This window comes from Oceanospirillum multiglobuliferum, assembly GCF_900167095.1.
Classification (GTDB): Bacteria; Pseudomonadota; Gammaproteobacteria; order Pseudomonadales; family Halomonadaceae; genus Oceanospirillum; species Oceanospirillum multiglobuliferum.
On the sequence record NZ_FUXG01000002.1, the window covers coordinates 107,488 to 134,423 of the forward strand.

The following is a 26,936-nucleotide window of genomic DNA, read 5'->3' on the forward strand; positions in this document are numbered from 1 at the left end:
AGTGCAAAAGCGCAAATTCTAAGCTTAACCATTCGATATTATCGAAAGTTAGCTGTTTTCAAAGTCAAATTACCAACGACCTTCCGCATCTGGTCGAATCCAAGTGTGTGAGAACCAGTATGAGCGAGAGGACTTATCATGAGGGAGTGTACAGATATACTCAATCGCACCTATCTTTTCACTTAGTTTACTTTTCAATATAAAACCGGGGCGTTTTCCATCTGTAAGATAGCTCGTAACTGGCAGGCCCTCGGAGTTTTGACAGCGTAAGCCACTTAATACATAGCTTCCTGACAGTAGCTCAACATTAAGCTCAGGGTATTTTTCGGTGTTAGGTAGGATTCTTTTTTCTGCTTTGACTTTACGCACAGGGAGCGGCAGGCTGCTGAGCTTAACCGACAGATTGTTGATATTATTGGCCGAACCTGTTGCCATAAAACGTGGTAGGTAAGCTAGTGAGGTGTAACGGCTGGCAGGCCCTTGGTGCAAGCCAAAAGCGCTGTACCCCATCTTGGAGACGAGTTTTTCGATACTTTCGTCTGTTTGCCCCTCTGGATAAGCCAGTAAATTGGGCTTCACACCAAGGTATTTCTCTAGTGCGATCTCGTTGAGCTGAATATCTTTTTCAATTCGGGCGAGCTGCTCTGTTTTTAACTCTTCGGGCATAGGTTTGGCAAAGTTGCTTCCCGTGATACCCATACTGCCAATTGTGCCGCCAGCTTTTTGTATTTTTCTTAGCTGTGCCCAGCTCATGTACAGTGGGTGCTCTTTTAAAATTGGCGCTGCGGCAACGAAAACAGTAAAGGGCATTTGTCGACGGGCTAGCTCGGGCATGGCTTCTTCGTAGACGCTAACATAGGCATTGTCAAAAGTGATTGCTAAGGTTTTATCAGGAATTGTGCGTTTCTTTTTCAAAGCATCAATCACCTTTTCCAAAGGCCAAACCGTATAGCCTTTTTGTTCAATGTAATTAAGGTGTTCAATAAAGTCTTGCTTGGGAGTGCTACGGCTGGGAGGCGTACGATCGCTGATATGTTGATATTGCAACACAACAGCATGGCGAGCGGCATAAGTATTGGTTGATAGCAGGTTCAGCAGTAGTAGGAGAGGGATAAATTGAAGAAGTTTAAAATTTCTCATCTAAAAGCCGCCTTTAAAATATCCATTGCTTCGTTAATTTCTTGAATCTTAGCTTGGTCGCCGCCACGGTCTGGATGATGCTGCATTGCCAACTTTCGGTATTGTTTTTTAATCTCATCAAAGGTGATTGGCTCTGCTAAGTCTAAACTACGCAATGCTTTCTGGCTTAAGCCTCTGACGACTTCTTTTTTCTCGTCTAAGTCTATTTTTTTCCAAAAGTTGCGTAACATATCATCTAGTTCGTCAACGGTTGTTTCTTGTAGTGCTGATAAATCTAAATAATAGTCACGCATTCGATCATGCTCCTCTAATAGAGGGTGACCAAATTCATAGGGGTACAGCTTAATACGCACAGCGGATATTTCTAAAATCCAATGTGCTTTTTTGAGTAACTCATCTTTGAGTTCGTACAACGCGTTATAAACAAGAAAGTGTGTACGAAAAAGTGTCATCGTATCTGAGAATGTGGCTGAAGTGACCTCTATCACACCTGCTTCGCCTAATGCTTTGATTAAGGCGTGCTCATTAAGCCCCTGTGGGTGAGCCTCTAGAACTAGTTGTAGCGTGTCTAGTAGGCGTGATCGTTGCAGTGAGTTCATTTAATGCGCTGACCTAACATCCGTGAATAGTAACATTTTCTATTAATCTAGCATTGATGGAGTAGTCCCTGAGTGAATTAAACACTTCTAAGCAGGGGGAAAAGTAATCATAAACACTTTATACATCAAAGTGTTGGCCTTTTTCTGCTTTTTTATTGTCTCCATTAGTTTACAACGTCGAGTTTTTTGGGTAAAAGACGCGCTGTTTTGACCAATGTTGAGTGATCCCATGCAGGAACTATTACCAAAAGAAAAACGCGAGTTTAATAAGCTACAGAAGCGTTTGCGTCGTCATGTCGGGCAAGCGATTGCTGACTTTAATATGATTCAGGATGGCGATAAGGTGATGGTGTGTCTGTCTGGGGGCAAAGACTCATACACCATGCTAGACATTTTGATCGGCCTACAAAAGAGCGCTCCGGTGAACTTTGAGCTGGTCGCTGTGAATCTTGACCAAAAACAACCGGGCTTTCCTGAGCATGTTTTACCTGAGTACTTGGCGAGCATTGGTGTTAATTACCATATTTTAGAGCGTGACACTTACAGCATTGTGCAAGAAGTTGTGCCTGAAGGTAAAACAACTTGTGCACTATGCTCTCGTTTACGCCGTGGTTCTTTATATGGTTTTGCAGAAGAGATTGGAGCAACTAAAATCGCTCTAGGTCATCACCGTGACGATATGCTGGAAACGCTCTTTTTGAATATGTTTTATGGAGGCACATTGAAGTCAATGCCGCCTAAACTACTCAGTGATGATGGCAAAAATATCGTGATTAGGCCGCTTGCTTATTGCACGGAAAAGGATATTGAAGCATTTGCTGAACTTAAAGAGTTCCCTATCATCCCTTGTAATCTTTGTGGTTCTCAAGATGGCTTGCAGCGTCAGGTGATTAAAGAGATGTTGCGGTCTTGGGAAAAGCAACATCCTGGTCGTTTAGAAATTATGTTCCGAGCAATGCAAAATATCGCACCATCTCAGCTTGCTGATCATAATCTATTTGACTTTAAAGGCCTTGAGGAAAAGCAGGTTAAAGTATTGGCAAATAAAATTGAGATTGTAAACGCGGGCTAACTTGTAGGTACTGCGCCATAAGCAAAGTCCCAAGGTAAACTGGGGCTCTGCCTAATTTCTATGCAAAGGTCAGTAAAGCGTAAAGCGGCACGTCTAACTCTTCTAAGCGTGCTCGCCCACCCTCGTCGGGCAAATCTACTAAGGTGCAGGCTTCATGTATCTGCACTCCAAAGCGTGTCACTAACGTAGCAGCCGCTAACATGCTATTACCGGAAGCAATCGCATCATCGACAAGTAATACTATATCTTGTGGGCTCAGTGCTGCTTTGCTGATTGCCAGCTGATGCTCACCCGTATTATTTCTAAAGCTTTCAATATGCTCTGCATGGGGTAGTTGTTCGGGCGCTCTAATACGCACTAGCGGTTTTTGCAGCCGATAAGCAAGAATAGAGGCTGGTAGCAAACCGCTATCACTCACTGTCACAATCTGGCTGATTGGGCTACCGATATAACGATGAATCAAGAGATCGCAAACCAGTTGTAGTGCTTTTGGGTCTGCTAATAGTGGGGATAAATCTCTGAATGTTTGTCCTTTCTTGGGATAGTTAGGCACATTGCTAATGAGTTTTTTCAGGTAGAGTTCGTCAATGATCATCACTAGTCTCCACAATCCTAAGGGATAATATTTAAACTAGTGGATGAAGTTCAAAAGAACAAGCTAAAGTACATACGAGAGGGGCTGAAATAAATCAGGAGCCTTTGGCCCCTGATTTATTGATCAATAGAGCACTTAAACAGCGCTTTGAGCATCGTTGGCCACAATTCGTGGCTCTAGCTCTGGTAAACCAGCCATTTCGCTTAAATCATCCATATTTAAGATATGAACTTCTTTGCCATTAACCGCAATCAGCTCGCTATTTTGAAAACGTGTAAATACACGGCTAACCGTTTCAACTGCCAAGCCTAAGTAGTTACCTATTTCATTACGGGACATTGGCAACCGGAAGGTATAAGGGGAATAGCCTCTGCGCTTGAAGCGTGTTGAAAGGTTGGTCAGAAAGGTTGCAACACGCTGTTCCGCATTTTTCTTACTGAGCAACATCATCATTTGTTTGTCGTCGCGCAGCTCTCGGCTCATCATCCGCAAGATTTGTGAGCGTAGCTCCGGCAAATCGTTAGCCAGTTCCTCAAGGCGCGAGAACGGGATCTCACAAACGGTCGTTGTTTCTAATGCTTTTGCGGATACTGGGTAAGTATCACAGTCTAAACCATCCAAACCGACCAGCTCGCTGGGCAAATGAAAGTTTGTAATCTGCTCTTCGCCATCATTAGTCATCGCATAATTTTTAATGCTGCCAGAGCGAACAGCATACACACAATCAAAACGATCACCTTGATGAAATAGGTGTTCACCTTTTTTTAAGGGCTGACGTCGCTTGATAATTTTATCGAGCTGATCAATATCCTCAAAATTTAAGGAAATAGGTAGGCACAGAGAACTTAAGCTGCAGGTTACGCACTTAGTTTCCTTGCTTGGGTGAAAACAAATTCCTTTAAGTTGCCCTTTTGGCATAACTGAACTCCGGGCTGGTTGTCTACAATGAGCTTGCCTATAGGCCGTAGTTCATTATGAACATTTTGCCAGACTACGCAAAGTTTTTTTGATCCACATCAGGTTTATTAGAAAGCTAAAAACCATACAGGCTTAGTGCAAAACACTAAGCCTGTATGGTTTTAGGTGGAGATCATATTAATAAATTTTCAAAAGACATCAAATAATACGAGAGTAAGACTTGGTCAGCGCATTTTTGTCTAAATATTTATCAAAAGCCATACACACTGCGCGGATTAACAGGCGGCCTGAAGGTGTTACAGTTAGGCGATTACCCTCTTTAACTAACAAACCGTCTTTGCAGTGTTGGTCTAGGAATTCAAGCTCTTCAGAAAAATAAGTGGCAAAGTCGATGCCAAATTCTTGGCTGACTTGATCGCCATCTAACTCAAAGTGGCAAATGAGTTGATTGATAACACTACGGCGCAGAATATCATCCTCACTGAGCTCAATACCTTTAATGACAGGTAAGTTACCTGCATCAATAGCTTCTTGATAACTCTCAATTGTGTAAGCATTCTGGCTATAAGTATTGGCTTGTTGACTAATAGAAGACACGCCCATGGCTATCAAGTCGCAGTCTGAGTGCGTGGTATAACCTTGGAAATTCCGATGCATCTTGCCGTTACGCTGAGCAATAGCAAGTTCATCATCTGGCTTGGCAAAGTGATCCATGCCGATATAAACGTAACCCGCTTCAATTAAACGGTTAATAGTGTGCTGTAGTATCTCAAGTTTTACCTCTGGTGATGGCAGTTCATCACTTTTAATGCGGCGTTGAGGCTTGAAGCGTTCAGGCAGATGAGCATAGTTAAAAACAGAAATACGATCAGGACTCATCTTGATGATGATTTCCAATGTATTGCTGAAGCTTTCAACCGTTTGTAGCGGTAGGCCGTAGATCAAATCGATGTTCAATGAGCGAAAGCCTAGACGACGAGAATGATCCAGAATGTCTTGGGTCATTTCGATAGACTGTATACGATTTACTGCTTTTTGTACGGCAGGGTCAAAATCTTGCACCCCAAGGCTAACGCGATTGAAACCAATCTCCCGCAATAGCGCCATTGTTTCACCTGTGGCTTCTCTGGGGTCAATCTCAATAGAGAAATCACCTTCGTCATTACCTTGTAGGTCAAAGTATTTGCGTGTTTCAGCCATCAATTCACGCATCTGTTCATGGCTTAAGAATGTCGGTGTACCACCCCCCCAATGCAGTTGCTTCACTAGGCGAGACTTACCACCTGACAGTTCTGCCTGCATGGCCAGCTCTTTATATACTCGGCTTAAATATGGCTGGGCTTTGGCGGTGTCTTTAGTGGCAATTTTGTTACAACCACAATAAAAGCAGATGGTGTCGCAAAAAGGAATGTGGAAATACAGTGATAACGGGCCATTAGCCTCTACACTGCGTTGAGCCGCAGCTTTGTATGCGGCTTCATCAAACTGATCAGTAAACTGAACGGCGGTAGGATAAGAGGTGTAACGGGGACCTGAAATGTTATAACGCTGAATCAGGTCATGATCCCACTCAATTTTGTTCAGAAAACTCATTATTGATACCTATACACAACTCTAATGTTGTTTAACCGTGAATATGTTCTGTGTGCGTTACTGTGCTAGTGATAAGCGGCACAAGTTGCCAAATGGCAAAGCTAATAATGATAAGCGCTGCTAAGCTACGTAGCAGCTTTGATTGGCTAAGCTGCTTCATCTGGTAAGCCAGTCGTCCTGTTAATATCATGGCTGGCAAAGTACCCAAACCAAAACATAACATAATCAACGCACCTTGCAGGCTAGAGCCTGAGGACATGCTCCAAATCAATACGCTATAGACTAAACCACAGGGCAGCCAGCCCCAAACTAAGCCAAGGGTTAATGCTTGCGAAGTGGTGCGAACCGGCATCAGTTTAGAGGCTATGGGTTGCAAATAGCGCCAAAGGTAGCGACCAAGTTTTTCAACTTGTGTTAACCCTTTCCACCAGTTCGCAATATAAAGCGCCATCAAAATCAGCATAATAGATGCAAAAATGCGCAAGGCAACACCAATGCTCAGTAGCTGATCACTCAGTAAACTACCAAGCAAAGCAACTAAAGCGCCTGCGACGCTATAGCTGAAAATTCTACCTGAATTATAAGCGATTAGGTTTAACCAAACGTTGCGCCCACTGGCTAAAGATAGGGTGCTCATTATACCACCGCACATACCTATACAGTGTGCACCGCCCATCAAGCCAAACAGGAAAGCCGCTGAAAGCGTCATTGAATCCGCCATAGTGCTACAAGATGCCTTCGAAATGGATGGGCACGACTGAACTAGCCATTGTGCTGAGTTATATCTGAGGACTTTGCTTTAGACTCGACCTGAGTATCCGTGGCTACAGAAGTACTTTTTTTCACATCATCATCATACAAAATGCTATAGGCTGGGCCTGATAAGTCATCAAACTGGCTTGAGTCGACTGCCCAAAAGAAAGCCCAAATAGCAACACCCAGTAAAATCAGTGATAAGGGTATTAACAGAAATAATATACTCATTTTTCAAGCCCTGTTTTTGACTGTGTCAGTACAGCTATTGGTAGACGGCTATTTAACCGTAAGGCGTTTAAGACCACAATCAAAGAACTGGCAGACATACCGATTGCCGCTAAATAAGGCGGAATAATGCCTGCGGCGGCAAGAGGTAGTGCTGTGCCATTATAGATCAAAGACCAGCTTAAGTTTTGTTTGATAATTCGCTGAGTTTTGCGTGCTAACTCAATGCTTTCTGCGATACGTTGTAGATGACTCGCCATAAGTACAGCATCAGCGCTGGTTTTAGCTAAATCCGTCGCGCCACCCATAGCAATTGATATGTCAGCTCCAGCCAATACTGGTACATCGTTAACACCATCACCTACCATGATGATCTGCTCACCTTTCTGCTGAAGGCTACGAATATAAGCTAACTTATCCTCTGGCGTTGCACCTGCTTGAATATTGGTAATACCTGTCTGTTCTGCAACGACCTTAACAGCGCCAGACTGATCTCCTGATAGTAAATCAACCTCAAGGCCAAGTGCTTTTAGAGCCGCAATGGTTTGTGCTGCATCTGATCTAATATGATCACCAATAGCAAACCATGCCAAAGGCTTACCCGCTTTCCCTAACAATAACCACTGATCATCGGTATTAGGAGGTAATAGTGTTTGCTCATCTAGTACAAAATCTGGCGTACCAATCCGGTAGTGCTCACCTAAGATTACACCTTCGATACCTTTACCGGGTGTTGATACAACAGATTCGGCTAGGTAGTAGCCTTTATACTCATCAAAAGCTCTAGCGATGGGGTGTTCCGATGAGCGCTCTAAAGCCGCAGCATATTTTAAAACCTGCTCAGCATCTAAGTTAGGCTGTAATACTTGAGTTTCGGTTAAGACTAAACGTCCTTCAGTTAAAGTGCCTGTTTTATCAAATACGATGCGTTGTGCTTTAGCCAGAGATTCAATCACATGACCACGTGTTACCAGTAAGCCTTTTTCACGCAGAGCATTAGTTGCCGTAGTCAGTGCGGTAGGTGTCGCCAATGACAGGGCGCAAGGGCAAGTGACCACTAACACTGACAGTACAATCCAGAACGCATCTTCAGGCTTATGCTGTAACCAATATAAGCCAACAGCGCAGGTGGAAACCAACACGGCAATCACAAACCAATGAGCAACCCTATTGGTGATTTCAGCCGTTTTAGGGCGCTCAGAAAATGCTCTATCTAGCAAATGAACAATATTAGCAACACGAGCGTTTTGTCCTGTTTGTTCAACTTGAACAGTTAACGGACTTTCAATATTTATGGTGCCAGCAAGCACTTTGTCGCCTGCTTGCTTAGACACGGGCATATACTCTCCCGTCAAAGCAGACTCATTTAAGCTACTACGCCCTTCAATTATGACACCATCTGCAGGCATAGTATGGCCAGGCTTAACTTGGATAAGATCACCAGCTTGTAACTCTCGAGTTAATATAACCTCTTCATGACCATTGACTAGGCGTGTGGCGCTGGTTGGAATAAGAGTATTCAATGCATTGCCGCTTCGCCCTATACGATGCCGTGCGCGCATTTCCAGATAGCGGCCAAAGAGCAGAAAGAAGGTGAACATACTAACCGAGTCAAAATAGACTTCTCCACTTCGGGTAATAGTTGCCCACGCACTGGCGATAAATGCCACTCCAATAGCTAAAGAAACGGGTACATCCATCGTAAAATGACGCGCTTTAATATCACGCCATGCCGCTTTAAAAAAGGGTTGTGCTGAGTACAAAATTACAGGGGTAGAGACTAAAAGAGAGAGCCAACGGAAGAGTAAAACATATTGCTCCTCCATCTCTTCAAAAGCCCCAGCGTAGAGCATGATGGCAAACATCATCGCCTGCATCATACCCACACCTGCAATAATCAGGCGGCGAATGGTTTTTTTCTCTTCTTTTACGAGGCGCTCTTGTTGAGCATCAGCTTGATATGGAAATGCTTGAAAACCTATAGCTGAAAACATTGCCATAAGTTTACTTAGAGCCACCTGCTCCGTATGCCAGCGCAGTGTTGCACGATGGTTACTTAAATTGATTCGGATGACTTCAACGCCCTCAATTTTTGCCATTTGGTGCTCAATTAGCCATACACAAGCGGCACAAGTAATTCCCTCAATTGCTAATGAGGCCTCTGACAGTCCATTAGCTTGGACTCGAACAAAGCTTTCTTGTACGTCACTGCGATCATATAAAGCAAAAGCGGCTTGCTGTTCGTCTGACAACTCATCCGGACGAGCGGCAGGGCCATCACGAAAATTATAGTAACTTTCTAACCCGCCATTAACGATAGCATGGGCAACCGCTTCGCAGCCGACGCAACACATCGGCTCCGTTTGGTTTTTAATGACAACTGAGAAGCTAGAGCCAGCAGGAACTGGCTCTCCACAGTGATAACAAGAAAGGCTCATAGTGCACCGTATGAATTAATGAGCGCCAGCTTTCAGCTCAATCGGTTTGTCTATCGGAAACTGAACGCCACCTTTAATGCGCCAGTGCTCATCATTAGGCGATGATATATCCAAGTACCAGAAGTTACTTGGAATCTTATCTAGTTGTCCTCGATAGTAGTTATCTCGAACCTGATTTAGCTGAATTTGATAATCTTGAGTCGCACGTGTTGGGTTAACAAACTGTACGACCAATGCCTTAGGCCATGCGCCTAATTGACCTGACAGCTCTAATAACACCTCTCCTGTTAAAGAGTCGATGTTCAGCTGTGCTGACATTTGCATGTCTGAGGCGGCTTTATCTCGTTGCAGCATTTGATTAATTGCTAAGCCCTCTTTGTAATAGTTGTCATTAACAGTGCCATCAAACTCTTTGATAGAAAATGTAAGCATTGTGATACCAACAATTACTGTTAGCACCAAAGGTGCTAACAGGAACCAAGGCCAAAACTGTTTATACCAAACTACAGGTTTTGTGTTTTGCATTCAAAATTACCGCTGTACTGAACCGATAAAACGCGATTCTTTAGACAGTTCAAAGCTAGAACCATCTGATGATTTGACTGTAACAGTGACATCAACACTAGGCGTTGTCATAGATTTAGCATCAATACGCATGCGCATAGGTATATTGATCACCTCGCTTGCGTTCACTGTGACCTGATTTTCGCCGACAAGTTCAAGACCTTGCAGACCACTTACACTTAAGGTGTAGCTGTGAGGCTTTTGATCCATATTGGCTATTTTAATAATAAAGCTGTTTTCGATACGTCCTTGATCGTCTATGCGATAAAGTTGGTTTCGATCACGAAGCACTTCTAACTCAAGAGGTATACGGTCAGAAACCGCGAAACCAACCGCAATAATCATTGCCATCAGCGCGACAAAATAGCCGATTAGGCGAGGGCGAAGAATATGTGACTTCTTGCCTTCCAGCTCATTTTCAGTGGTGTAACGGACAAGGCCACGTGGATAGCCCATTTTGTCCATCATTTCGTTACAGCCATCAATACAGGCGGCGCAAGTAATACACTCGTACTGTAGGCCGTCTCGGATATCAATCCCAACAGGGCAAACTTGTACACAGACACCACAGTCAATACAGTCACCCAGTCCTTTTTCTTTATAATCCGTACTACCCTTTTTACGTGGACCACGGCCCTCACCGCGTGCAGCGTCGTAAGATACCACTAGAGTGTCTCGGTCAAACATCACACTTTGGAAGCGTGCGTATGGGCACATATACATACAGACCTGCTCGCGCAGCCAGCCTGCATTGATATAAGTTGCAGCGGTGAAGAAGAATAACCACCACATTTCCCATGGACCTAAATCCCATTCAAGTATTTTACCACCTAGCTCTCTAACAGGAGAGAAGTAGCCGACAAAGGCAAAAGCAGTTGCTAAGGCAAAAAACATCCACAAGCTATGCTTAGCAAGCTTGCGCATGAATTTTTCAGTGGTCATTTTGCCATTATCAAGGGACATGCGCTTGTTACGTGACCCTTCTGTAATACGCTCAGCCCAAATGTATAAAAAAGTCCAAACGCTTTGTGGACAGGCATAGCCACACCACACTCGGCCGGCAAATACAGTAATGAAAAACAAACCAAAGGCACAGATGATCAGTATCCACGACAACAGCATGAAGTCATGTGGAAAGAAGGTGAAGCCAAAAATATTAAACTGGCGATTAGGCAAGTCAAAGAAAATAGCTTGTTTACCATCCCATGTCAGCCAAGACATAGAAAAGTAGGCCACCAGTAGCACCCAGTTTAAGCTGGTACGAAGCGTCGTAAAGATACCTACAGCTTTACGAACATAGATATGTTTACGCTTTTGGTAAAGCGATTCACTTTCAGCTTTTTTTTCTTCTTTTCGGCCATTCGCCGCCTTCACAACTGACGCTTTCTTCTTAGCCGCATCAGTAATGTCCTGAGTAGGAATTCTATCCTTCATCGCTAATAACCAACCTTTAAAAATAAGAACTGGTTGAACCAAGTCAAAAGAGGTTCAGGTTGTGATGATTTTACGGGATTTTGAGAAAGGGGGGCAGGAAAAGGAATGCGACATTGTGTCGCATTCCTTTAAGGGTTTACTTACCTTGAGACAGGCTGTAAACGTAAGCGGCTACTAGGTGAACTTTATCTTCACCGATGTAGCGCTCTTGAGCTGGCATATTACCGTTACGACCCGCACGGATTGATTGCTCAACAGACTTAGCTACACCCCACTCAGGGTTTAGGTATAACCAAGTGTTGTCAGCCAGATTTGGTGCACCCAGCATTGGGTTACCTTTACCATCCGCACCGTGGCAAGCAGAACACATTGCGGCAAAAGTTGCAGAACCTGTCTTAGCAGCAGCGGCATCAGTTTCCTGACCACTTAGGCTAAGTACATACTGAACCATCTGTTTGACACCTTCATCACCTAACACTTCACCCCATGCAGGCATCTGACCGTTACGGCCATTGATGATGGTGTGCTTGATCATGTCGGTAGAACCGCCATACAACCAATCAGTGTCGGTTAAGTTAGGGAAACCATACGCACCGCGACCATCAGAGCCGTGGCATAGAGCACAGTTGTTGGCGAACAAACGCTGACCTACTTTCATAGCTTCAGGGTCTGCTGCTAACTTCTCCGCAGGAATCTTTGCGTATTGCTCAAAGATTGGTGCGTAGTGTTCATCTGCGTATTTGATTTCTGCTTCCCACTGGTTATCTGAAGTCCAGCCTAAGAAGCCTTTAAAGGTTCCTAAGCCTGGATACAGAGCCAGATAAACAAGGCTGAAAATAATGGTGACGATAAACATAATGAACCACCAGCGTGGCATTGGGTTATCGTACTCTTCGATACCATCGAAGCTGTGTCCCATCGTTTTCGCTTCGCCCTTAGGGGCAGCGGTGCGGTTGGCAAATAGTGCCCACCAGCAACCGAAGATCACGGCCAAAGTGATGACGCTGATCCATGCGCTCCAAAAGCTAGTCATGGTCTTTTTTCTCCAATTCAGATTTGCCTAGACTACGGGCATCTTCGTCGGCAAAGGGCAGATTGGCTGCTTCATCGAAGCTTTTTTTCTGCTTCTTGCTATAAGCCCAAAGAATTAGACTTATAAACCCCACCATTACTAAGATGGTTAGGATGCCGCGATAGGTGTTGATGTCCATAGATCCTTACCGTTTGTCTTTCAGCACAGTACCAAGCTGCTGCAAGTAAGATACAACTGCATCGATCTCTTTCTTGCCTTCAACTTCAGCTTTAGCATTTGCGATATCTTCATCAGTGTATGGCACACCTAGAGTACGCAATGTTTCCAGCTTCTTCGCAGTCAAACGACCATCAAGAGTGTTGCTGAACAGCCATGGATAAGATGGCATTTTTGATTCAGGTACTACGTCACGTGGGTTGTACATATGTGCACGGTGCCAATCATCAGAGTAGCGGCCGCCAACACGTGCTAGATCAGGACCCGTACGCTTAGAACCCCACTGGAATGGATGGTCATAAACAAACTCGCCTGCCACTGAGTAGTGACCATAACGCTCAGTTTCTGAACGGAATGGACGAATCATTTGAGAGTGACATACATAGCAACCTTCGCGAATGTAAATATCACGACCTTCAACCTGTAGTGCGTTTAAAGGTTTTAGGCCTTCAACAGGTTGTGTAGTTTGCTTTTGGAAGAACAGAGGCACGATTTCGGCTAGACCACCGAAGCTGACCACTACAAGGATCAGGACGATCATTAAGCCAATGTTCTTTTCAATATTTTCGTGTTTCATATCTATCGATCCTTACCTTAGCATCAGGCAGTCTGTGCAACAGGTTTGGCTTCAGCGCTACGAACGGTCATCCAGACGTTGTAAGCCATCAGCAACATACCAATTACCCAGAACGCACCGCCTAACCAGCGGACAAAGAAACCTGGGTGACTAGCTTCCAGTGCTTCAACAAAGCTATAAGTCAAAGTACCGTCAGCGTTAACCGCACGCCACATTAGACCTTGTAGAATACCGTTAACCCACATAGAAGCGATGTACAGTACAGTACCGATAGTCGCTAACCAGAAGTGAACATTGATCAGAGCAACGCTGTGCATCTGCTCTTTGTCAAACACTTTAGGAATCAGGTGATACGTTGCACCGATAGAAATCATAGCAACCCAACCTAACGCACCCGCATGTACGTGACCGATAGTCCAGTCAGTGTAGTGCGACAGAGCGTTTACAGTTTTGATTGCCATCATCGGGCCTTCGAAGGTAGACATACCGTAGAAAGACAGAGAAACAACCAAGAAACGTAGGATTGGATCGTTACGCAGTTTATGCCATGCACCAGATAGGGTCATCATGCCGTTAATCATACCACCCCAAGATGGAGCAAGTAGAATCAGAGACATCACCATACCTAGAGACTGAGTCCAGTCAGGTAGAGCAGTGTAGTGTAGGTGGTGTGGACCCGCCCACATGTAAGTACAAATCAGCGCCCAGAAGTGCACGATAGATAGACGGTAAGAATAAACCGGACGATCTGCTTGCTTAGGAACGAAGTAGTACATCATGCCCAAGAAACCAGCGGTCAGGAAGAAACCTACTGCGTTGTGACCGTACCACCACTGCGCCATTGCATCGATAGCACCTGCATAAGCAGAGTATGACTTAGTCATACTTACAGGCAGTGCAGCACTGTTAACGATGTGCAAAATAGCAACTGTGATAATAAAGGCTGCGTAGAACCAGTTGGCCACATAAATGTGCGATGTTTTACGAATTTTAACCGTGCCCAAGAAGTTGATTGCATAAGCAACCCAAACAACAGCGATTAAAATGTCGATAGGCCATTCCAGTTCTGCGTATTCTTTACCAGAGGTTAAACCCAAAGGTAGAGTAATTGCAGCCAGAACGATGATCAGCTGCCAACCCCAGAAGGTGAAGGAAGCGAGTGCATCGGAGAACAGACGAACCTGACAGGTACGCTGTACTACGTAATAGGAGGTTGCGAACAGAGCGCTACCACCAAAGGCAAAGATCACGGCGTTTGTATGCAAAGGACGTAAACGACCAAAGCTTAACCATGAAGTGTCAAAGTTAAGTGCCGGCCACACCAGCTGAGCAGCGATCAAGACACCGACGGCCATGCCGACGATACCCCAAACGACTGTCATGATGGCGAACTGCCGGACCACCTTATAATTGTAGGTCGGTTGTTCAGTTGCTGTGCTCATGTCAGGTTCCCATTAACAGCGAGTTAAAAGTGAAGAATCCAGCCGAAGTCTGTTCAACCTCGACTCTCTTGGCAATGACGCATATCAAGGTATAAGTGACAATCCGTCGCACCGTACCGTGGGCTATGGATGCAAAACATTTACCGAGAGCTGTAGAGTCATACCCAGTTGCACAAGCTTCCTCATTAGCCGGTGCAACAGGCGCAGCAATTTTAACAGTAAAAAGCTTTATATGGCATAGTCGAAAGTCGCAAAAATCTAATACTGATAGGGGTTTGTTGATCTAGGTTCATATTTTATGGTTGAGTTTTTTGCTTGGTTATTGCGGTCTGATTGGTCATATTTGTATCAAAAATGCGGTGACGAGCTTCTCATATATCTAAAATAAGTAGAGGGTTATTATCTTTGAGTACATCTTTTCCTTATTGCTCAGTTTGCTCTATCTTCATTAATACAGATAACTCACTGAAAAATAATTCAATTTTTTTTATAAAAGTGTTTGACACACAAAAAAACTTCTCTATAATTTGCGCTCACAAGGTCAGGGGGTGGTTAGCTCAGCCGGGAGAGCATCAGCCTTACAAGCTGAGGGTCACAGGTTCGATCCCTGTACCACCCACCACTTAATATGGTGACACATTCTAAGTGGTTAGTGTATATTTCGTATGACCAAGCCGGTTTCCAAAAATATGCGGACCGGTAGTTCAGTTGGTTAGAATACCGGCCTGTCACGCCGGGGGTCGCGGGTTCGAGCCCCGTCCGGTCCGCCAATTTAGTTAGTGCTTGTTTTGATGCTGCTTTGCAGATGTGGGTGGTTAGCTCAGCCGGGAGAGCATCAGCCTTACAAGCTGAGGGTCACAGGTTCGATCCCTGTACCACCCACCATTTAGTAGTTAGCAGGTTCTTCCAAGTTCAGTTGGTTAGAATACCGGCCTGTCACGCCGGGGGTCGCGGGTTCGAGCCCCGTCCGGTCCGCCAATTTGCTTAACGAATACTTTTCTGTTTTATCTCCTTTCTATTCTTTATACGCTTTCATCCCACTTAGTTTAAATTGACTCCGATCGATATTGTCCTGCTGGTTTATTGTGCCATCTTTGGAATGCTCTATGAAAAGCCGCTGGGGCAGAGAACCCGAGTAAATAACTAATCTCGCCAAAGCTGAGTTGGGTGTCTCGAACATAGCGTGTGGCCAATGCGCTGCGAGTTTCGTCAAGCAGCTTTTTAAATTGAGTGCCTTCGGTATTTAATCGTCTTCTTAATGTCCAGCTCTCTTGATTGAGTTGTTGCGCCACCTCTTGCAACGTGGGTGTTTTACCTGTCAGTTGCATCGCAATCGCTTCTTGTACCTGTTGACTGATGCTACGTCCTTTCAGTTGCTGCACTTTTTTTTGTTCACAAATATTTTTCAGCTGCTTAAAACTGATGGGATTATGCTGAATGCAGACCTGCTCAATGACTTTATTTGGTAACCAAAGTGCATTTTTTTCTGCGGAAAAATGAATAGGGATCGCCAGCCTATTATAAGCTTTGGCATAATGCGGCTGAGTACACTCGATGCTGATATAAGCCCCTTCTTTTTTGAGTGCAACTCTGCTTATCCCGCTGATCTGTTCGACCAATATGAGCCAACTTGCCAGAACGGCATCGACAACAAAACGGTTGTATTGATTGTAGGGCGAGATGGAGTAGAAACAAAAAAAAGCCCCTGTATCTGTTCTTTCTATTGAGCTATGTCCTCGACTGTTCTGACTGAAAAGTGCTTCATATTCAATCAGAGTCGAAAGAGCTTGATCGACCCGATGTGCACAGCTTGCCGTGAGGCCTACGATTGAAAAATGATGCGGCTTGGTCTGTTCAGCCATCAACAATCCAATATCGGGTCGTTGAGTCAGTTCAATCGCCTCATGCCCTAGGCGCATATAACGAGCGATGCTGATTCTGTGCTCTGGGTGGCTGGCTTTTAGCTCTGCCAATCCATACTGTGCAAACAGAGGCCAAGGATTTTTCTGGCAATGCTCTATTGCACTGGCCAGTGTTTGCAAAAAGTTAACTTGCACATCGCCTAATTGCATGGTTATCCCTGTTTCTCAAAGTTATCAATCTGTCTTCTAGGGTTATTGTATTTGTATGCCGCTAGGCTAAAGTAAATTCAATACGCAAACAACTGTTTGAATGACTTCTGATGAGGATCTCACCGTGACACAACATATCAATAATGCCGCACAACATTCTGCCTACCCGCATCTTTTTCAGCCGCTGGATTTGGGTTTTGTCACTTTACCTAATCGTACACTGATGGGATCAATGCATACGAATTTAGAAGAGAGCCCAAACGGTTTCGCGCGCCTGGCAGCCTTTTATGCAGAGCGCGCCAAAAATGGCGTGGCTTTAATTGTGACGGGTGGTATCGCACCGAATAAAGAGGGCGCGGTATTTGAAGGCTCGGCCAAAATGAGTACACCAGAAGAGGCGGAGCATCACAAAGTGATGACTCAGGCTGTACATGAGGCTGGTGGGCGTATCTGTATGCAAATTTTGCATGCAGGGCGTTATGCCTATTCACAACGCTCAGTTGCCCCTTCAGCGATACAAGCGCCTATCAACCCGTTTCCGCCTCATGAGCTGACGGCAGAAGAGGTTGAGCAGCAGATTGCAGACTACGTTAACTGCGCAGCTTTAGCACAGTGCGCGGGATATGATGGAGTCGAAATCATGGGCTCTGAAGGTTACTTGATTAACCAATTTATTGCGGCGCGTACGAACAAACGTACTGATAGCTGGGGGGGAAGCTTTGATAATCGAACCCGATTTGCCACTGAAATTGTACGCCAAGTGCGAGAAAAGGTTGGTGCGGAGTTTATTATTATTTTCCGGCTATCCATGTTGGATTTAGTAGAGGGCGGTAGTGACTGGGAAGAAGTGGTCGAACTGGGAAAACGCATTGAAGCGGCTGGCGCGACTTTGATCAACACTGGTATTGGTTGGCATGAAGCACGCGTGCCGACTATTGCCACCAGCGTACCGCGAGCAGCCTTTACTCGTGTCACCCAGCAGATGAAACAACAGCTTTCAATCCCACTGATCACCACCAACCGCATCAATACCCCTGAAATAGCCGAGCAAGTTTTGGCTGATGGTCATGCGGATATGGTGTCGATGGCGCGCCCATTTTTGGCCGACCCTGCCTTTGTCAGTAAAGCGGCTCAAAATCGTGCAGACGAGATCAACACTTGCATTGGTTGCAACCAAGCCTGTTTGGATCACACCTTTCAGATGAAACTCACCTCTTGCTTGGTGAACCCTCGTGCTTGTCATGAAACAGAGATTGAGATTCAACCTGCACAACAGTCCAAGAAAATTGCGGTAGTGGGCGCAGGTCCTGCAGGGTTATCTGCGGCCACCGTGGCAGCAGAGCGTGGTCACCAAGTGACCTTATTTGATGCGGCCAGTGAAATTGGCGGTCAATTCAACTACGCCAAACAGATTCCGGGGAAAGAAGAGTTTTATGAAACACTACGCTACTTCAAGCGCCGTATCGAAGTCACAGGGGTGAGCTTACAGCTTAACACCTATGTTCAAGCGGAAGACTTAATAGCGTTTGATGAAGTGATTCTGGCAACAGGTATTACGCCACGCACGCCTGAAATAGAGGGTATAGATCATCCAAAAGTGATCTCCTATATCGAAGCCATTACCAAAGCCAAGCCGATTGGTCAAAAAGTCGCGGTGATTGGTGCGGGAGGGATTGGTTTCGATGTTTCAGAACTGATCACCCAGAAAGGCCCTTCTGCCAGCCTGAACATTGACGAGTTTATGCAAGAGTGGGGCGTGGACTTAACCGTACAACATCGAGGCGGCGTAGAAGGGGTTGCGATGCACAATCCAGAGCCTGCACGTCAGGTTTGGTTGCTACAACGCAAAACCAGCAAACCGGGCGCAGGACTTGGCAAGACAACCGGCTGGATACACCGAGCAGCCTTGCAAAAGCGTAACGTAACCATGCTATCAGGCTGTGAGTATCAAAAAGTGGATGATCAAGGCTTGCATCTCAGTCTCAACGGAGAGGCACAATTATTAGCCGTTGATACCGTCATTTTGTGTGCAGGCCAAACGCCAAATCGTACATTGGAGGCTGGCTTGATTGCACAAGGCCAAAAGCCGCACTTAATTGGTGGTGCTGATGTGGCCGCAGAGTTAGACGCCAAGCGTGCGATTGATCAGGGGTTAAGGCTTGCTGTAACACTTTGATCATAATCGAAAATTTTACGTGCTAAGGGAGCTTCGGCTCCCTTTTATTTTTCAGTATCAGGAGAAGCGGATATGATGTCATTTGATAACTCTCATAGGGAAAAATTATGCAAATCTGGGTTGATGCCGATGCCTGCCCCAAGGTGATTAAAGAGATTCTATTTCGAGCCTCTCAGCGCCTGTCTTTACCCATGTTTTTGGTTGCCAATCAGCCGATTGCGGTGCCTGCCGTTGCCCATATTAAATCGGTGCAAGTCGCCTCTGGTTTTGATGTGGCAGATAACTACATTGTGCAGAATCTAAAAAAAGGTGATCTTGTGATCACGGCCGATATTCCTCTGGCGGACGAAGTGATTGATGCAGGCGGCCACGCTTTAAATCCTAGAGGCGAGCTGTATACCAAAGACAATATCAAAGAGCGTCTGATGATGCGTGATTTCATGTCTGACCTGCGTGGTAGTGGCGTACATACAGGAGGGCCTGCGGCTTTAACTCAGAAAGATCGCCAAGTGTTTGCTAATGCACTGGATCGGTTTTTAGCGAAACACTATCAGCCATGATGACAGTTGCTTCGGTACAAGCTTTAGAGCAGCAGTTACAACCACCTGTCTTACAAGCGGTGCAGCATCCACTGCTCACTGAGCATCAGGTACAGCTTTGGTTTTTTCGTACCGATTTGGTTGACCCTATTATCTCAGGCAATAAATGGTTCAAACTGAAGTACAACTTGGTGCAAGCATTACAGCAAAAGGCTGCTGGTGTGTTGTCTTTTGGTGGTGCTTGGTCAAATCATCTGCATGCTTTAGCTGCGGCCTGTGAAAAATTGGCTTTGCCTGTCACCGCTATTATTCGCGGTGAACCTGAGCTTATTGGCAAGAGTCTGATGCTGCAAGAGTTTCAGCAGATGGGCGGGCAACTGCACTTTGTCAGTCGAAGTGAATACCGTGAGCGTGAGAATCCTTCATGGCTGGCCAAGTTACAGCAGCAATACCCAAACTATTTCCTAGTGCCAGAAGGGGGGAGCAGTGCCTATGCGGAGCAAGGTTTGTTAGAGCTTGCTTATGCGCTTGAGGTAGAAATTAAAACACTGGCACTTCAACCCAATCAAATTTGGTGTGCATTAGGTACAGGTGGCACTTTTGCAGGTTTATTGTCGGGCCGTACTCTAGCCTATGAGTTAATTGGTGTACCTGTTTTAAAAGGCGGTCATTTTTTGGCTGAGACTGTGCAGAAGAAACTTCAACAGTCAGTGGTTAAAAGCCCTGCTTTTAATGCCAGCTTCAACTTATTGTTAGATGGTCATCGAGGTGGCTATGGTAAAGCCGATAAACAGTATTTGGCTTGGATGGAGCATTTTACGCAGCAAACAGGCGTACCTTTAGACCCTATTTATACGGGTAAACTTTGTTATCGCTTTTTTCAAGCACTAGAACAAGGCAGTGTGGTACAGGGTAGCCAAGTCGTATTGCTACATACTGGTGGCTTGCAAGGGCGTAGGGGCTATGATTTATCTTGGCCGAACATTGGGGGCGCTCTACTTTACGGCTAAGTCTTTGATACACTTGCACCTTGGACAATAGCTCTGAAACTAGGCGATGGTATTTCAGAGTTTGATTTTAATGGTTTTAGGGTGTTGCTGCTGAATACTCTAGGTAGGAATTTGAGGTGAGCCATGCATGATGAGTTAGAAAATAGTCAACCTGAAGCCCCTGTAGAATCATCAAAAGAGGCCGGTGCTGGAGCATCAGGTGAAACCCCCATCGTAAATGCAGAAGCGGTGAACTCAACAGAAACAACGACTAATAATCCAGCAGAAGGCTCTGCAACGCCACCTCCTACTCAGCCTGAACCAGTGGTACTGCAAAATGGCATTTTGGCAGACAGTACCGCTTTTGGTTATTACTTGACCTATTGCCTCAGTGACGATGAGCTAATTTACCCTCTGATAGTGGAAATGTTAGCGCGTTTTCATAATATGATTGATGAGTGTGCACGCACATTTAATGTGCCGTCATTAACCGCAGTTGTGGCGGTTGGTTCAGAAGCTTGGGACAAATTGTATGGCGAAGCTAAGCCAGCCGCTCTGAAAGCTTTTCCTGAGATGAAGCAAGCTGATCGTGTTGCGCCAGCCACACCTTGTGATCTGTTTTTTCAGATCCGATCAGATCGACATGACATCAACTTTAACGTTGCGCGTCGTATTCAGGCAATTTTAGGTGAGATTGCCCAGCTGCAAGAAGCAGTGCCTACCTTCCGCTATTTAGAGTCTCGTGATTTAACTGGCTTTGTAGACGGCACAGAAAATCCTGAGGGTGAACATCGCCATAAAGTAGCGATAGTTGGCCCAGAGGATGCAGATTTTGCAGGTGGCAGTTACGTCCATATTCAACGCTATATCCATGATCTACCCTCTTGGAATCAACAATCAGTTGAGCAACAAGAGCAAATCATTGGTCGAACTAAAACTGATAATATTGAGTTTAAAGGTGATAAAAAACTGCCCACCTCTCACATAAAACGGGCAGGTATTAAGGATGAAGAGGGTAAGGCGGTGGAGATTTTGCGCCAAAGTATGCCTTATGGTGATCTAAATGAGCAGGGGCTTTATTTTGTATCTTATTGCCGTTTTGCAGATAACTTCACCCGTATGTTAGCCAGCATGATCTATCAAAATGCAGAAGGTCATCATGACCACTTGATGGGCTTTACTCAGGCGGTAACAGGTGCGGCATTATTTGCGCCAGCGCGTAGCTTTCTTACGCGTTATGTTGGTTTTGCCGCAAAGGCAGAACAGTTGAGAATTGAACATGAGGCCGCAGAGGCTGCTCGTTTAGCAGCAGAGCTAGCAGAACAAAACTCCACTCGCGCAGAACTGGCTTACACTCCGTTGAGTGATGAGCTCTTAGAGCCAGAGATAGATATCCCTGAGCCTGCAGAGCCTCAATCTACAGAGTCGAATGCCGCTCAGGTTTTACCAACACCATTAGAGCAAGCTAAGCCACCTGCTAAGCGTTACTCTGCGGGCTTCTACCAAGCGATGATTGAAGATGCGGAAGCTGAAACCAAACCTGAACAGCCAGCAGAGCCTAAGAAGCCGCTCAATGCTCTGCCTTGGTCGCTGACCGATGCAGGAAAACAAAAGAAAGACCCTCAGTGATTGCCGAACCATTGACCACAACAGTGCCGTTTAAAGCTGCACGCTACCCCCATGATTGATAAGTGATGCTATGTTCAAAATTGATGCTACAGATAAAAAACTAACCGCTGAACTACAGCAGCTTATTGATAACAAAACCAAACCCTTAGGTGCGTTGGGGCAGCTAGAGTCATTGGCACTGAAAATAGGCTTAATTCAACAAAGTTTAAAGCCTGTTTTGCACAAGCCCGCCATGCTGGTATTTGCAGCAGACCACGGTATTGCCAATGCAGGTGTAAGCCCTTATCCACAGGCTGTAACACAGCAAATGGTGTTGAATTTTTTGCAGGGTGGCGCAGCAATCAATGTGTTCTGTCGTCAACATGGTTTGTCACTGTCGGTAATTGATGCAGGGGTAAATGCAGAGTTGCCAGACCATCCGCAGCTGATCAAACAATCTATGGGTATGGGGACCGAAAACTATCTGAACAATCATGCCATGACGCTTGAACAAGCGCAGGAGGCAATACGCCGTGGTGCTGCACAAGTGCGGCAACTGGCGGAGCAAGGCTGCAATGTGGTGGGATTTGGTGAAATGGGCATTGCGAACACCTCATCTGCTGCGCTGATTATGCACCGTATCACAGGGATTTCCTTAACTGAATGTGTGGGACGAGGTACAGGCTTAGATGATAAAGGGCTGTTGAATAAACTGAGTCTTTTGCAACAAGCGGCGAACTATCACGCCCAGAATCACAATCCACTACAAATCTTAGCCACTTTTGGCGGCTTTGAAATCGCCATGATCTGCGGTGCCTTTTTACAAGCCGCAGAGCTAAAAATGACCATCTTGGTGGATGGGTTTATCGTCAGCAGTGCTTTGCTGATCGCTCATGCGCTTTATCCTGAAGTGTTAGAGTATTGTGTGTTTTCACATCAGTCGAATGAAAGCGGTCATCGTAAAATGTTGGACTATCTAAAGGTCAAACCGCTGTTGCAGATGGACTTACGGTTAGGTGAGGGTAGTGGTGCAGCATTGGCTTACCCATTATTGCAGTCGGCCTTAGCTTTTATGCATGAGATGGCCTCCTTTCAAGCGGCAGGTGTCAGTCAGAGTGATGCCGATTCTGGGTGTCACAATACTAATGAACCGAGCTAATGACTGATTCCACTACGATAACCTCTGTTTCATTCTGGCGGAGACAATATTACTTATTGCTTGCCGCAGTGGTGTTTTTTACCCGTATTCCCGTTACGAAGCCTATTCCTGATTGGGCGTTGCAGTTGAACCGCAGCGCCCGATTTTTGCCGTTAGTGGGTTTGGGCTTGGGGGTGGTCAATGCTGTTGTTTTCAGTCTCGCGTTTAGTATCTGGCCGCAGGTTTGGCTGGCGCTGGTGCTTACAACCGTAGTATCAGTGCTGCTTACAGGGGCTTTTCACGAAGATGGCTTTGCTGATTTTTGTGATGGTTTTGGCGGCGGCTGGACAAAAGAGCAAGTGCTCTTAATCATGAAAGACTCGCGTTTAGGCACCTATGGCGTTATTGGCTTAGGTTTGCTGATGACCACCAAACTCAGCGCGTTAAGCTTGTTGTCGGCAGAGCAAATACCCGCCGCATTAATCTTGGGACACTGTTTAAGTCGCAGCATTTCCGCCAGTTTTATGCACAGCATGGATTATGTGCGTGATGAAGTGGATCGCAAATTTTCAGGTCATAGCGAGCCAATGCAATTAGGCGAGTTAACGCTGGTTTGGCTGACTGGTTTGTTGTGTTTGCTCTGGGTTGTTGGCGCGCAAGCGTTGTGGGTTTTGTTGCCGTTATGGGGCTTGAAAAAGCTATTTTCAGCTTATTTACAGAAACGTATCGGCGGGTACACCGGAGATTGTTTAGGTGCAGTGCAACAGTTGGCTGAGGTTTTGATCTACCTGATTTTATCAGCATTATGGCTGTGATGGGTTTACCGTTATGAATAAGCCTGAGCCGCAGTACTATCAACAGCAAATTGTATTGTTGCGTCACCCAAAACCTCTGGTTGAGGCGGGTATCTGTTATGGTCAGCTTGATCTACCGCTTAACACCGCACTGCATTCACAAAATGAGCCGATACTACAACAGCTAGCAGATCTGTTACAGCCATTCGCAATACAGAGTAGCCCGCTACAGCGTTGTGCTGTGTTGGCAAAGTTTTTGGCTGGCACACATAAAGCAGTGCAGCTTGATCCTGCGTGGCAAGAGTTAAACTTTGGCGACTGGGAAGGACAAAACTGGTTAGATATTGAGCCTCAGGCTATCAGCGCATGGCAACAGAATCTGGCTGATTTTGTACTCCCGTCTGGTGAAAGTGCACGACAGATGCAAGCACGGGTGTTGTTAGCATGGCAGCAGTTATTGCAAAACAGGCAAACCTCAATGGTATTAGTCAGTCACTTGGGCGTAATCAGAATGATTTTAGCCGAGTTATTGTCCGCGCCATTTTCAGCACAGTTGCGTTTAAAAGTAGATTATCAACATGGGGTGCTGCTAAAGCGCAGTTGGTTGGCTGAAACAATAGCGGCCACTCCTGTGAGAGATTCAGAGGTCTGGCAAATTGAAGCGGTTAATATCAGTCCACAGGGGCTTGTGGAGCACTTATCCTCTGACACCGCCACACAACTTTAGAGATCAGGATCAATATGGCTGAACAGGAAGGCGTGATTAAGTACCGGTTAGATTTCACTGAAGCAGCGCCATTACCAGAAATCTGGCTGCAATCTTTACAACAGTGGCGTTTGACTCTGTTTCAATTAGGTTTAATTGGACAAGATCCTGAGCGTTACGGTGGCTTGGGTTATGGCAATATCAGCCTGCGTCATCCTTCTGGTAAGGGGTTTATTATCAGTGGTACGCAAACGGGAGGTTTAGCGCAGCTCAGCCCTGCTGATTACTGTTATGTGAGCCACTGTGATCCTTTCGAGAATCTAATTGTGGCTTCTGGGCCAATTAAACCTTCGTCAGAGGCTTTAACCCACGGCGCAATTTATGCCTTAGACGATAACATTCAAGCGGTTATCCACACCCACAGCCCCGAAATTTGGCAGCAAGCCGATACAATTTTGCTTCCCAAAACCCCCGCTGAAGTGCCTTATGGCACGCCTGAAATGGCGCAGTCCGTTGCCGATCTGTGGCAAAAGGGCGTATTAAGCCCTGCACATATCTTTGTGATGGCAGGGCATGAAGATGGTGTGGTCAGCTTTGGTGGCAATCTGAATGATGCAGGGATGACCATGCTGAATAACTTTCAATGGGCCAGAGCCTTTTTGTTAAATGCTGAATAAGGCTTTAGATTAAAGCCTTTGGCCGTAAGGTTTGTCGTGCATAGTTCAAAAATAGCAGCACCAAAACAAATGCAGAGCCTAGCATTAGCCATTCAGGCAATAAGTCTTGGCTGGCCGCAAGTTGTGCTTGAATGTCTATATGCCAAAAATCGACCAATAGATTGGTTAATCCACCAAAAATAAAGGCGACGCTTAATACCCCTATCAGATAAGCAATCACAGCACGTTGGCCTAGTTCGCGTTTGACTACGCCAATGGTGGCCATATTGGTAGCAGGGCCTGCCAGTAGAAATACCAAAACTGCACCAGGTGAAATCCCTGCAATTAATAAGCTGGCCGCAATAGGGGTAGACGCTGTGGCGCAGATATACATAGGTACACCCACCAATGCCATCACCAGCATAGCGATAAAACCGCCGCCCCACTGAGTTAAAAAGTTGTGAGGTAGCCAAGCTAAAGTAGCTGCTGCCAGTAACAAGCCCACCATCAACCAGCCAGCCATATCATTAAAAATATCCACAAAGGCATAACGTTGTCCCTGCCAAAAACGGTTGAAGAGCGTATCGGCTGTGGGCGGTTGTTCTGCGTGATGGTGGTGATGGGCGTGGGCTTGATGATCAGTTGTTTGATTCTGAGGCACCGATGAAGCCTGATGGCTACACCCGCACTGGCTTTGGCAATGGCTTTTAACCAGCTCAGGGGTGGTGGCTGTTTTGAGTTTTTCTGGCAGGGCAATGGTGAGTAATCCTGCCGTAATAGCGCTGACAATAGCAGCAATGGGGCGGATGATCGCCATGAACGGCCCTAATAGTGCGTAGGATACAGCGATGGAGTCTGCACCCGTTTCAGGGGTTGAAACCAAAAATGAAACTGTTGCGCTGCGAGACGCTCCACTGCGGCGCAAGCTGATGGCCGCAGGAATAACACTGCACGAGCAAAGCGGCAATGGCGCACCAAATAGTGCGGCTTTGATATTGGCACCTAGGCTATCTTGTCCCAAGTGCTTTGCTAAAGCCTGACTGGGTACAAAACTTTGAATCAAGCCCGCTATCATTAGGCCAGCCAGTAACCAAGGTGCTGCATCTAATAATAAGTGATAAAAACTATTGAGAAATAACATGGCAGCGGTTGTCCTATGGTTGTATTACGCCAATATCAATAACAGTAATTAGTGATGCTCTGGTTTAGCTTCACCGTCAGCTAATGCTGTTAAAATCGTGCAGTGACTGGCTGACTTCTCACCACCACAACAGGCCTCTGTAATCTGGCTGAGTGCCGCACGCATTTTGGTCAGTTCTGCGAGCTTATTGTCGATTTCATCTAATTTGGATTCAGCGAAAGACTTTACAGACTCACAGGTTTCTTGTTCTCGATTCACTTCTAGCGCTAAAAGCCCTGCAATGTCTTTTAGGGAAAAGCCCACCGCTTTGGCGCGTAAAATAAAAGCAACTCGTTTGGTCGTTTGGCTATCATATAAACGGTAACCGGACGCACTCCGTGCAGGACTATTCAGTAAGCCTTGCTTTTCATAAAAACGTAAAGTTTCAACCGAAACACCAATTAACTTGGCCAGTTCACCAATACGAAGATAAGGTTGCATAAGGTTTCTCCTTGATTCAGATCTATAATAAACCC

The 26,936-nt window shown here is 45.6% G+C and carries 26 protein-coding genes and 4 tRNA genes; 13 read left to right on the forward strand and 17 right to left on the reverse strand.

The features are described from left to right. Positions 1-69 precede the first annotated feature (69 nt). Positions 70-1,140 carry a polysaccharide deacetylase family protein gene (locus tag B5D26_RS01855; protein WP_078743993.1) on the reverse strand — a complete coding sequence of 357 codons (1,071 nt, stop codon included), beginning with the start codon at positions 1,138-1,140 and terminating at the stop codon, positions 70-72. Next, positions 1,137-1,739: a DNA-J related domain-containing protein gene (locus B5D26_RS01860; RefSeq protein WP_078743994.1), complete on the reverse strand. Its 603-nt coding sequence runs from the start codon at positions 1,737-1,739 to the stop codon at positions 1,137-1,139. The genes B5D26_RS01855 and B5D26_RS01860 overlap by 4 nt, the downstream gene beginning before the upstream one ends. A 229-nt stretch (positions 1,740-1,968) precedes the next feature. On the opposite strand from B5D26_RS01860, the gene ttcA reads away from it, so the two are divergent. Next, entirely contained in the window at positions 1,969-2,811 is an 843-nt protein-coding gene (ttcA, locus tag B5D26_RS01865) for a tRNA 2-thiocytidine(32) synthetase TtcA (RefSeq protein WP_078743995.1), read from the forward strand. A 58-nt stretch (positions 2,812-2,869) separates the two neighbouring features. On the opposite strand, the gene B5D26_RS01870 is transcribed toward ttcA, so the two are convergent. The 12 genes from B5D26_RS01870 to ccoN all read right to left on the reverse strand — a co-directional run bounded on the left by B5D26_RS01870 (position 2,870) and on the right by ccoN (position 14,602). Next, a complete protein-coding gene (locus tag B5D26_RS01870; protein ID WP_078743996.1) occupies positions 2,870-3,406 on the reverse strand; it encodes a purine phosphoribosyltransferase family protein in 537 nt (178 codons plus the stop codon). Between the two features lie 135 nt (positions 3,407-3,541). Then, a complete protein-coding gene (fnr, locus tag B5D26_RS01875) occupies positions 3,542-4,324 on the reverse strand; it encodes a fumarate/nitrate reduction transcriptional regulator Fnr (RefSeq protein ID WP_078743997.1) in 783 nt (260 codons plus the stop codon). Between the two features lie 198 nt (positions 4,325-4,522). Continuing rightward, positions 4,523-5,917 carry an oxygen-independent coproporphyrinogen III oxidase gene (gene hemN / locus B5D26_RS01880; RefSeq protein ID WP_078743998.1) on the reverse strand — a complete coding sequence of 465 codons (1,395 nt, stop codon included), beginning with the start codon at positions 5,915-5,917 and terminating at the stop codon, positions 4,523-4,525. A 31-nt stretch (positions 5,918-5,948) separates the two neighbouring features. Beyond that, positions 5,949-6,626 (reverse strand): sulfite exporter TauE/SafE family protein, encoded by a 678-nt coding sequence (locus B5D26_RS01885; protein ID WP_234985151.1) that lies wholly within the window; start codon positions 6,624-6,626, stop codon positions 5,949-5,951. Between the two features lie 53 nt (positions 6,627-6,679). Then, a complete protein-coding gene (gene ccoS / locus B5D26_RS01890) occupies positions 6,680-6,901 on the reverse strand; it encodes a cbb3-type cytochrome oxidase assembly protein CcoS (RefSeq protein ID WP_078744000.1) in 222 nt (73 codons plus the stop codon). Beyond that, a complete protein-coding gene (locus tag B5D26_RS01895; protein WP_078744001.1) occupies positions 6,898-9,336 on the reverse strand; it encodes a heavy metal translocating P-type ATPase in 2,439 nt (812 codons plus the stop codon). Before B5D26_RS01895 ends, ccoS begins: the two co-directional genes overlap by 4 nt. 15 nt (positions 9,337-9,351) lie before the next feature. Next, the gene (locus B5D26_RS01900) at positions 9,352-9,861 is read right to left on the reverse strand and encodes a FixH family protein (protein ID WP_078744002.1); all 510 of its coding nucleotides are present in this window, start codon (positions 9,859-9,861) and stop codon (positions 9,352-9,354) included. A gap of 6 nt (positions 9,862-9,867) precedes the next feature. Next, complete coding sequence (gene ccoG / locus B5D26_RS01905) at positions 9,868-11,334, reverse strand: cytochrome c oxidase accessory protein CcoG (protein ID WP_078744003.1); 1,467 nt, start codon at positions 11,332-11,334, stop codon at positions 9,868-9,870. Between the two features lie 136 nt (positions 11,335-11,470). Then, positions 11,471-12,367 carry a cytochrome-c oxidase, cbb3-type subunit III gene (gene ccoP, locus B5D26_RS01910; protein WP_078744004.1) on the reverse strand — a complete coding sequence of 299 codons (897 nt, stop codon included), beginning with the start codon at positions 12,365-12,367 and terminating at the stop codon, positions 11,471-11,473. Beyond that, positions 12,360-12,545, reverse strand: a complete 186-nt coding sequence (locus B5D26_RS01915) for a cbb3-type cytochrome oxidase subunit 3 (protein ID WP_078744005.1) — start codon at positions 12,543-12,545, stop codon at positions 12,360-12,362. The genes ccoP and B5D26_RS01915 overlap by 8 nt, the downstream gene beginning before the upstream one ends. Positions 12,546-12,551: 6 nt before the next feature. After that, positions 12,552-13,160 carry a cytochrome-c oxidase, cbb3-type subunit II gene (gene ccoO, locus B5D26_RS01920; protein WP_078744006.1) on the reverse strand — a complete coding sequence of 203 codons (609 nt, stop codon included), beginning with the start codon at positions 13,158-13,160 and terminating at the stop codon, positions 12,552-12,554. 23 nt (positions 13,161-13,183) lie between these two features. Further along, positions 13,184-14,602 carry a cytochrome-c oxidase, cbb3-type subunit I gene (gene ccoN / locus B5D26_RS01925; protein WP_078744007.1) on the reverse strand — a complete coding sequence of 473 codons (1,419 nt, stop codon included), beginning with the start codon at positions 14,600-14,602 and terminating at the stop codon, positions 13,184-13,186. A 546-nt stretch (positions 14,603-15,148) separates the two neighbouring features. Between ccoN and B5D26_RS01930 the strand changes: the two genes are divergently transcribed. The 4 genes from B5D26_RS01930 to B5D26_RS01945 all read left to right on the forward strand — a co-directional run bounded on the left by B5D26_RS01930 (position 15,149) and on the right by B5D26_RS01945 (position 15,580). Next, positions 15,149-15,224 (forward strand) — tRNA-Val (locus B5D26_RS01930). Positions 15,225-15,295: 71 nt separating this feature from the next. Beyond that, positions 15,296-15,372, forward strand: a tRNA-Asp gene (locus B5D26_RS01935). A gap of 39 nt (positions 15,373-15,411) precedes the next feature. Further along, positions 15,412-15,487 (forward strand) — tRNA-Val (locus B5D26_RS01940). A 24-nt stretch (positions 15,488-15,511) separates the two neighbouring features. Further along, positions 15,512-15,580: transfer RNA gene (locus B5D26_RS01945), tRNA-Asp, on the forward strand. A 68-nt stretch (positions 15,581-15,648) separates the two neighbouring features. On the opposite strand, the gene B5D26_RS01950 is transcribed toward B5D26_RS01945, so the two are convergent. Then, positions 15,649-16,674 (reverse strand): AraC family transcriptional regulator, encoded by a 1,026-nt coding sequence (locus tag B5D26_RS01950; RefSeq protein WP_078744008.1) that lies wholly within the window; start codon positions 16,672-16,674, stop codon positions 15,649-15,651. 124 nt (positions 16,675-16,798) lie between these two features. On the opposite strand from B5D26_RS01950, the gene B5D26_RS01955 reads away from it, so the two are divergent. The 8 genes from B5D26_RS01955 (at position 16,799) to B5D26_RS01990 (ending at position 25,301) form a co-directional block, all read left to right on the forward strand. Next, positions 16,799-18,850, forward strand: a complete 2,052-nt coding sequence (locus B5D26_RS01955) for an NADPH-dependent 2,4-dienoyl-CoA reductase (protein ID WP_282956117.1) — start codon at positions 16,799-16,801, stop codon at positions 18,848-18,850. A 107-nt stretch (positions 18,851-18,957) separates the two neighbouring features. Beyond that, positions 18,958-19,410, forward strand: a complete 453-nt coding sequence (locus B5D26_RS01960) for a YaiI/YqxD family protein (protein WP_078744010.1) — start codon at positions 18,958-18,960, stop codon at positions 19,408-19,410. Continuing rightward, positions 19,407-20,399 (forward strand): 1-aminocyclopropane-1-carboxylate deaminase/D-cysteine desulfhydrase, encoded by a 993-nt coding sequence (locus tag B5D26_RS01965; protein WP_078744011.1) that lies wholly within the window; start codon positions 19,407-19,409, stop codon positions 20,397-20,399. The genes B5D26_RS01960 and B5D26_RS01965 overlap by 4 nt, the downstream gene beginning before the upstream one ends. Positions 20,400-20,522: 123 nt before the next feature. Next, entirely contained in the window at positions 20,523-22,007 is a 1,485-nt protein-coding gene (locus B5D26_RS01970) for a Dyp-type peroxidase (RefSeq protein WP_078744012.1), read from the forward strand. Between the two features lie 70 nt (positions 22,008-22,077). Continuing rightward, positions 22,078-23,145: a nicotinate-nucleotide--dimethylbenzimidazole phosphoribosyltransferase gene (cobT, locus tag B5D26_RS01975; RefSeq protein WP_078744013.1), complete on the forward strand. Its 1,068-nt coding sequence runs from the start codon at positions 22,078-22,080 to the stop codon at positions 23,143-23,145. Beyond that, positions 23,145-23,939, forward strand: coding sequence for an adenosylcobinamide-GDP ribazoletransferase (locus tag B5D26_RS01980; RefSeq protein ID WP_078744014.1), 795 nt, complete (start codon positions 23,145-23,147; stop codon positions 23,937-23,939). The genes cobT and B5D26_RS01980 overlap by 1 nt, the downstream gene beginning before the upstream one ends. A gap of 13 nt (positions 23,940-23,952) precedes the next feature. Further along, a complete protein-coding gene (locus tag B5D26_RS01985) occupies positions 23,953-24,645 on the forward strand; it encodes a histidine phosphatase family protein (protein WP_078744015.1) in 693 nt (230 codons plus the stop codon). A 14-nt stretch (positions 24,646-24,659) separates the two neighbouring features. Beyond that, positions 24,660-25,301 carry a class II aldolase/adducin family protein gene (locus B5D26_RS01990; RefSeq protein WP_078744016.1) on the forward strand — a complete coding sequence of 214 codons (642 nt, stop codon included), beginning with the start codon at positions 24,660-24,662 and terminating at the stop codon, positions 25,299-25,301. A 4-nt stretch (positions 25,302-25,305) separates the two neighbouring features. Here the strand turns inward: B5D26_RS01990 and B5D26_RS01995 are convergent, their stop codons facing one another. Both B5D26_RS01995 and zntR read right to left on the reverse strand, forming a co-directional pair. Further along, complete coding sequence (locus tag B5D26_RS01995) at positions 25,306-26,421, reverse strand: SO_0444 family Cu/Zn efflux transporter (RefSeq protein ID WP_078744017.1); 1,116 nt, start codon at positions 26,419-26,421, stop codon at positions 25,306-25,308. Positions 26,422-26,469: 48 nt separating this feature from the next. Next, a complete protein-coding gene (gene zntR, locus B5D26_RS02000; protein ID WP_078744018.1) occupies positions 26,470-26,901 on the reverse strand; it encodes a Zn(2+)-responsive transcriptional regulator in 432 nt (143 codons plus the stop codon). Positions 26,902-26,936 lie beyond the last annotated feature (35 nt).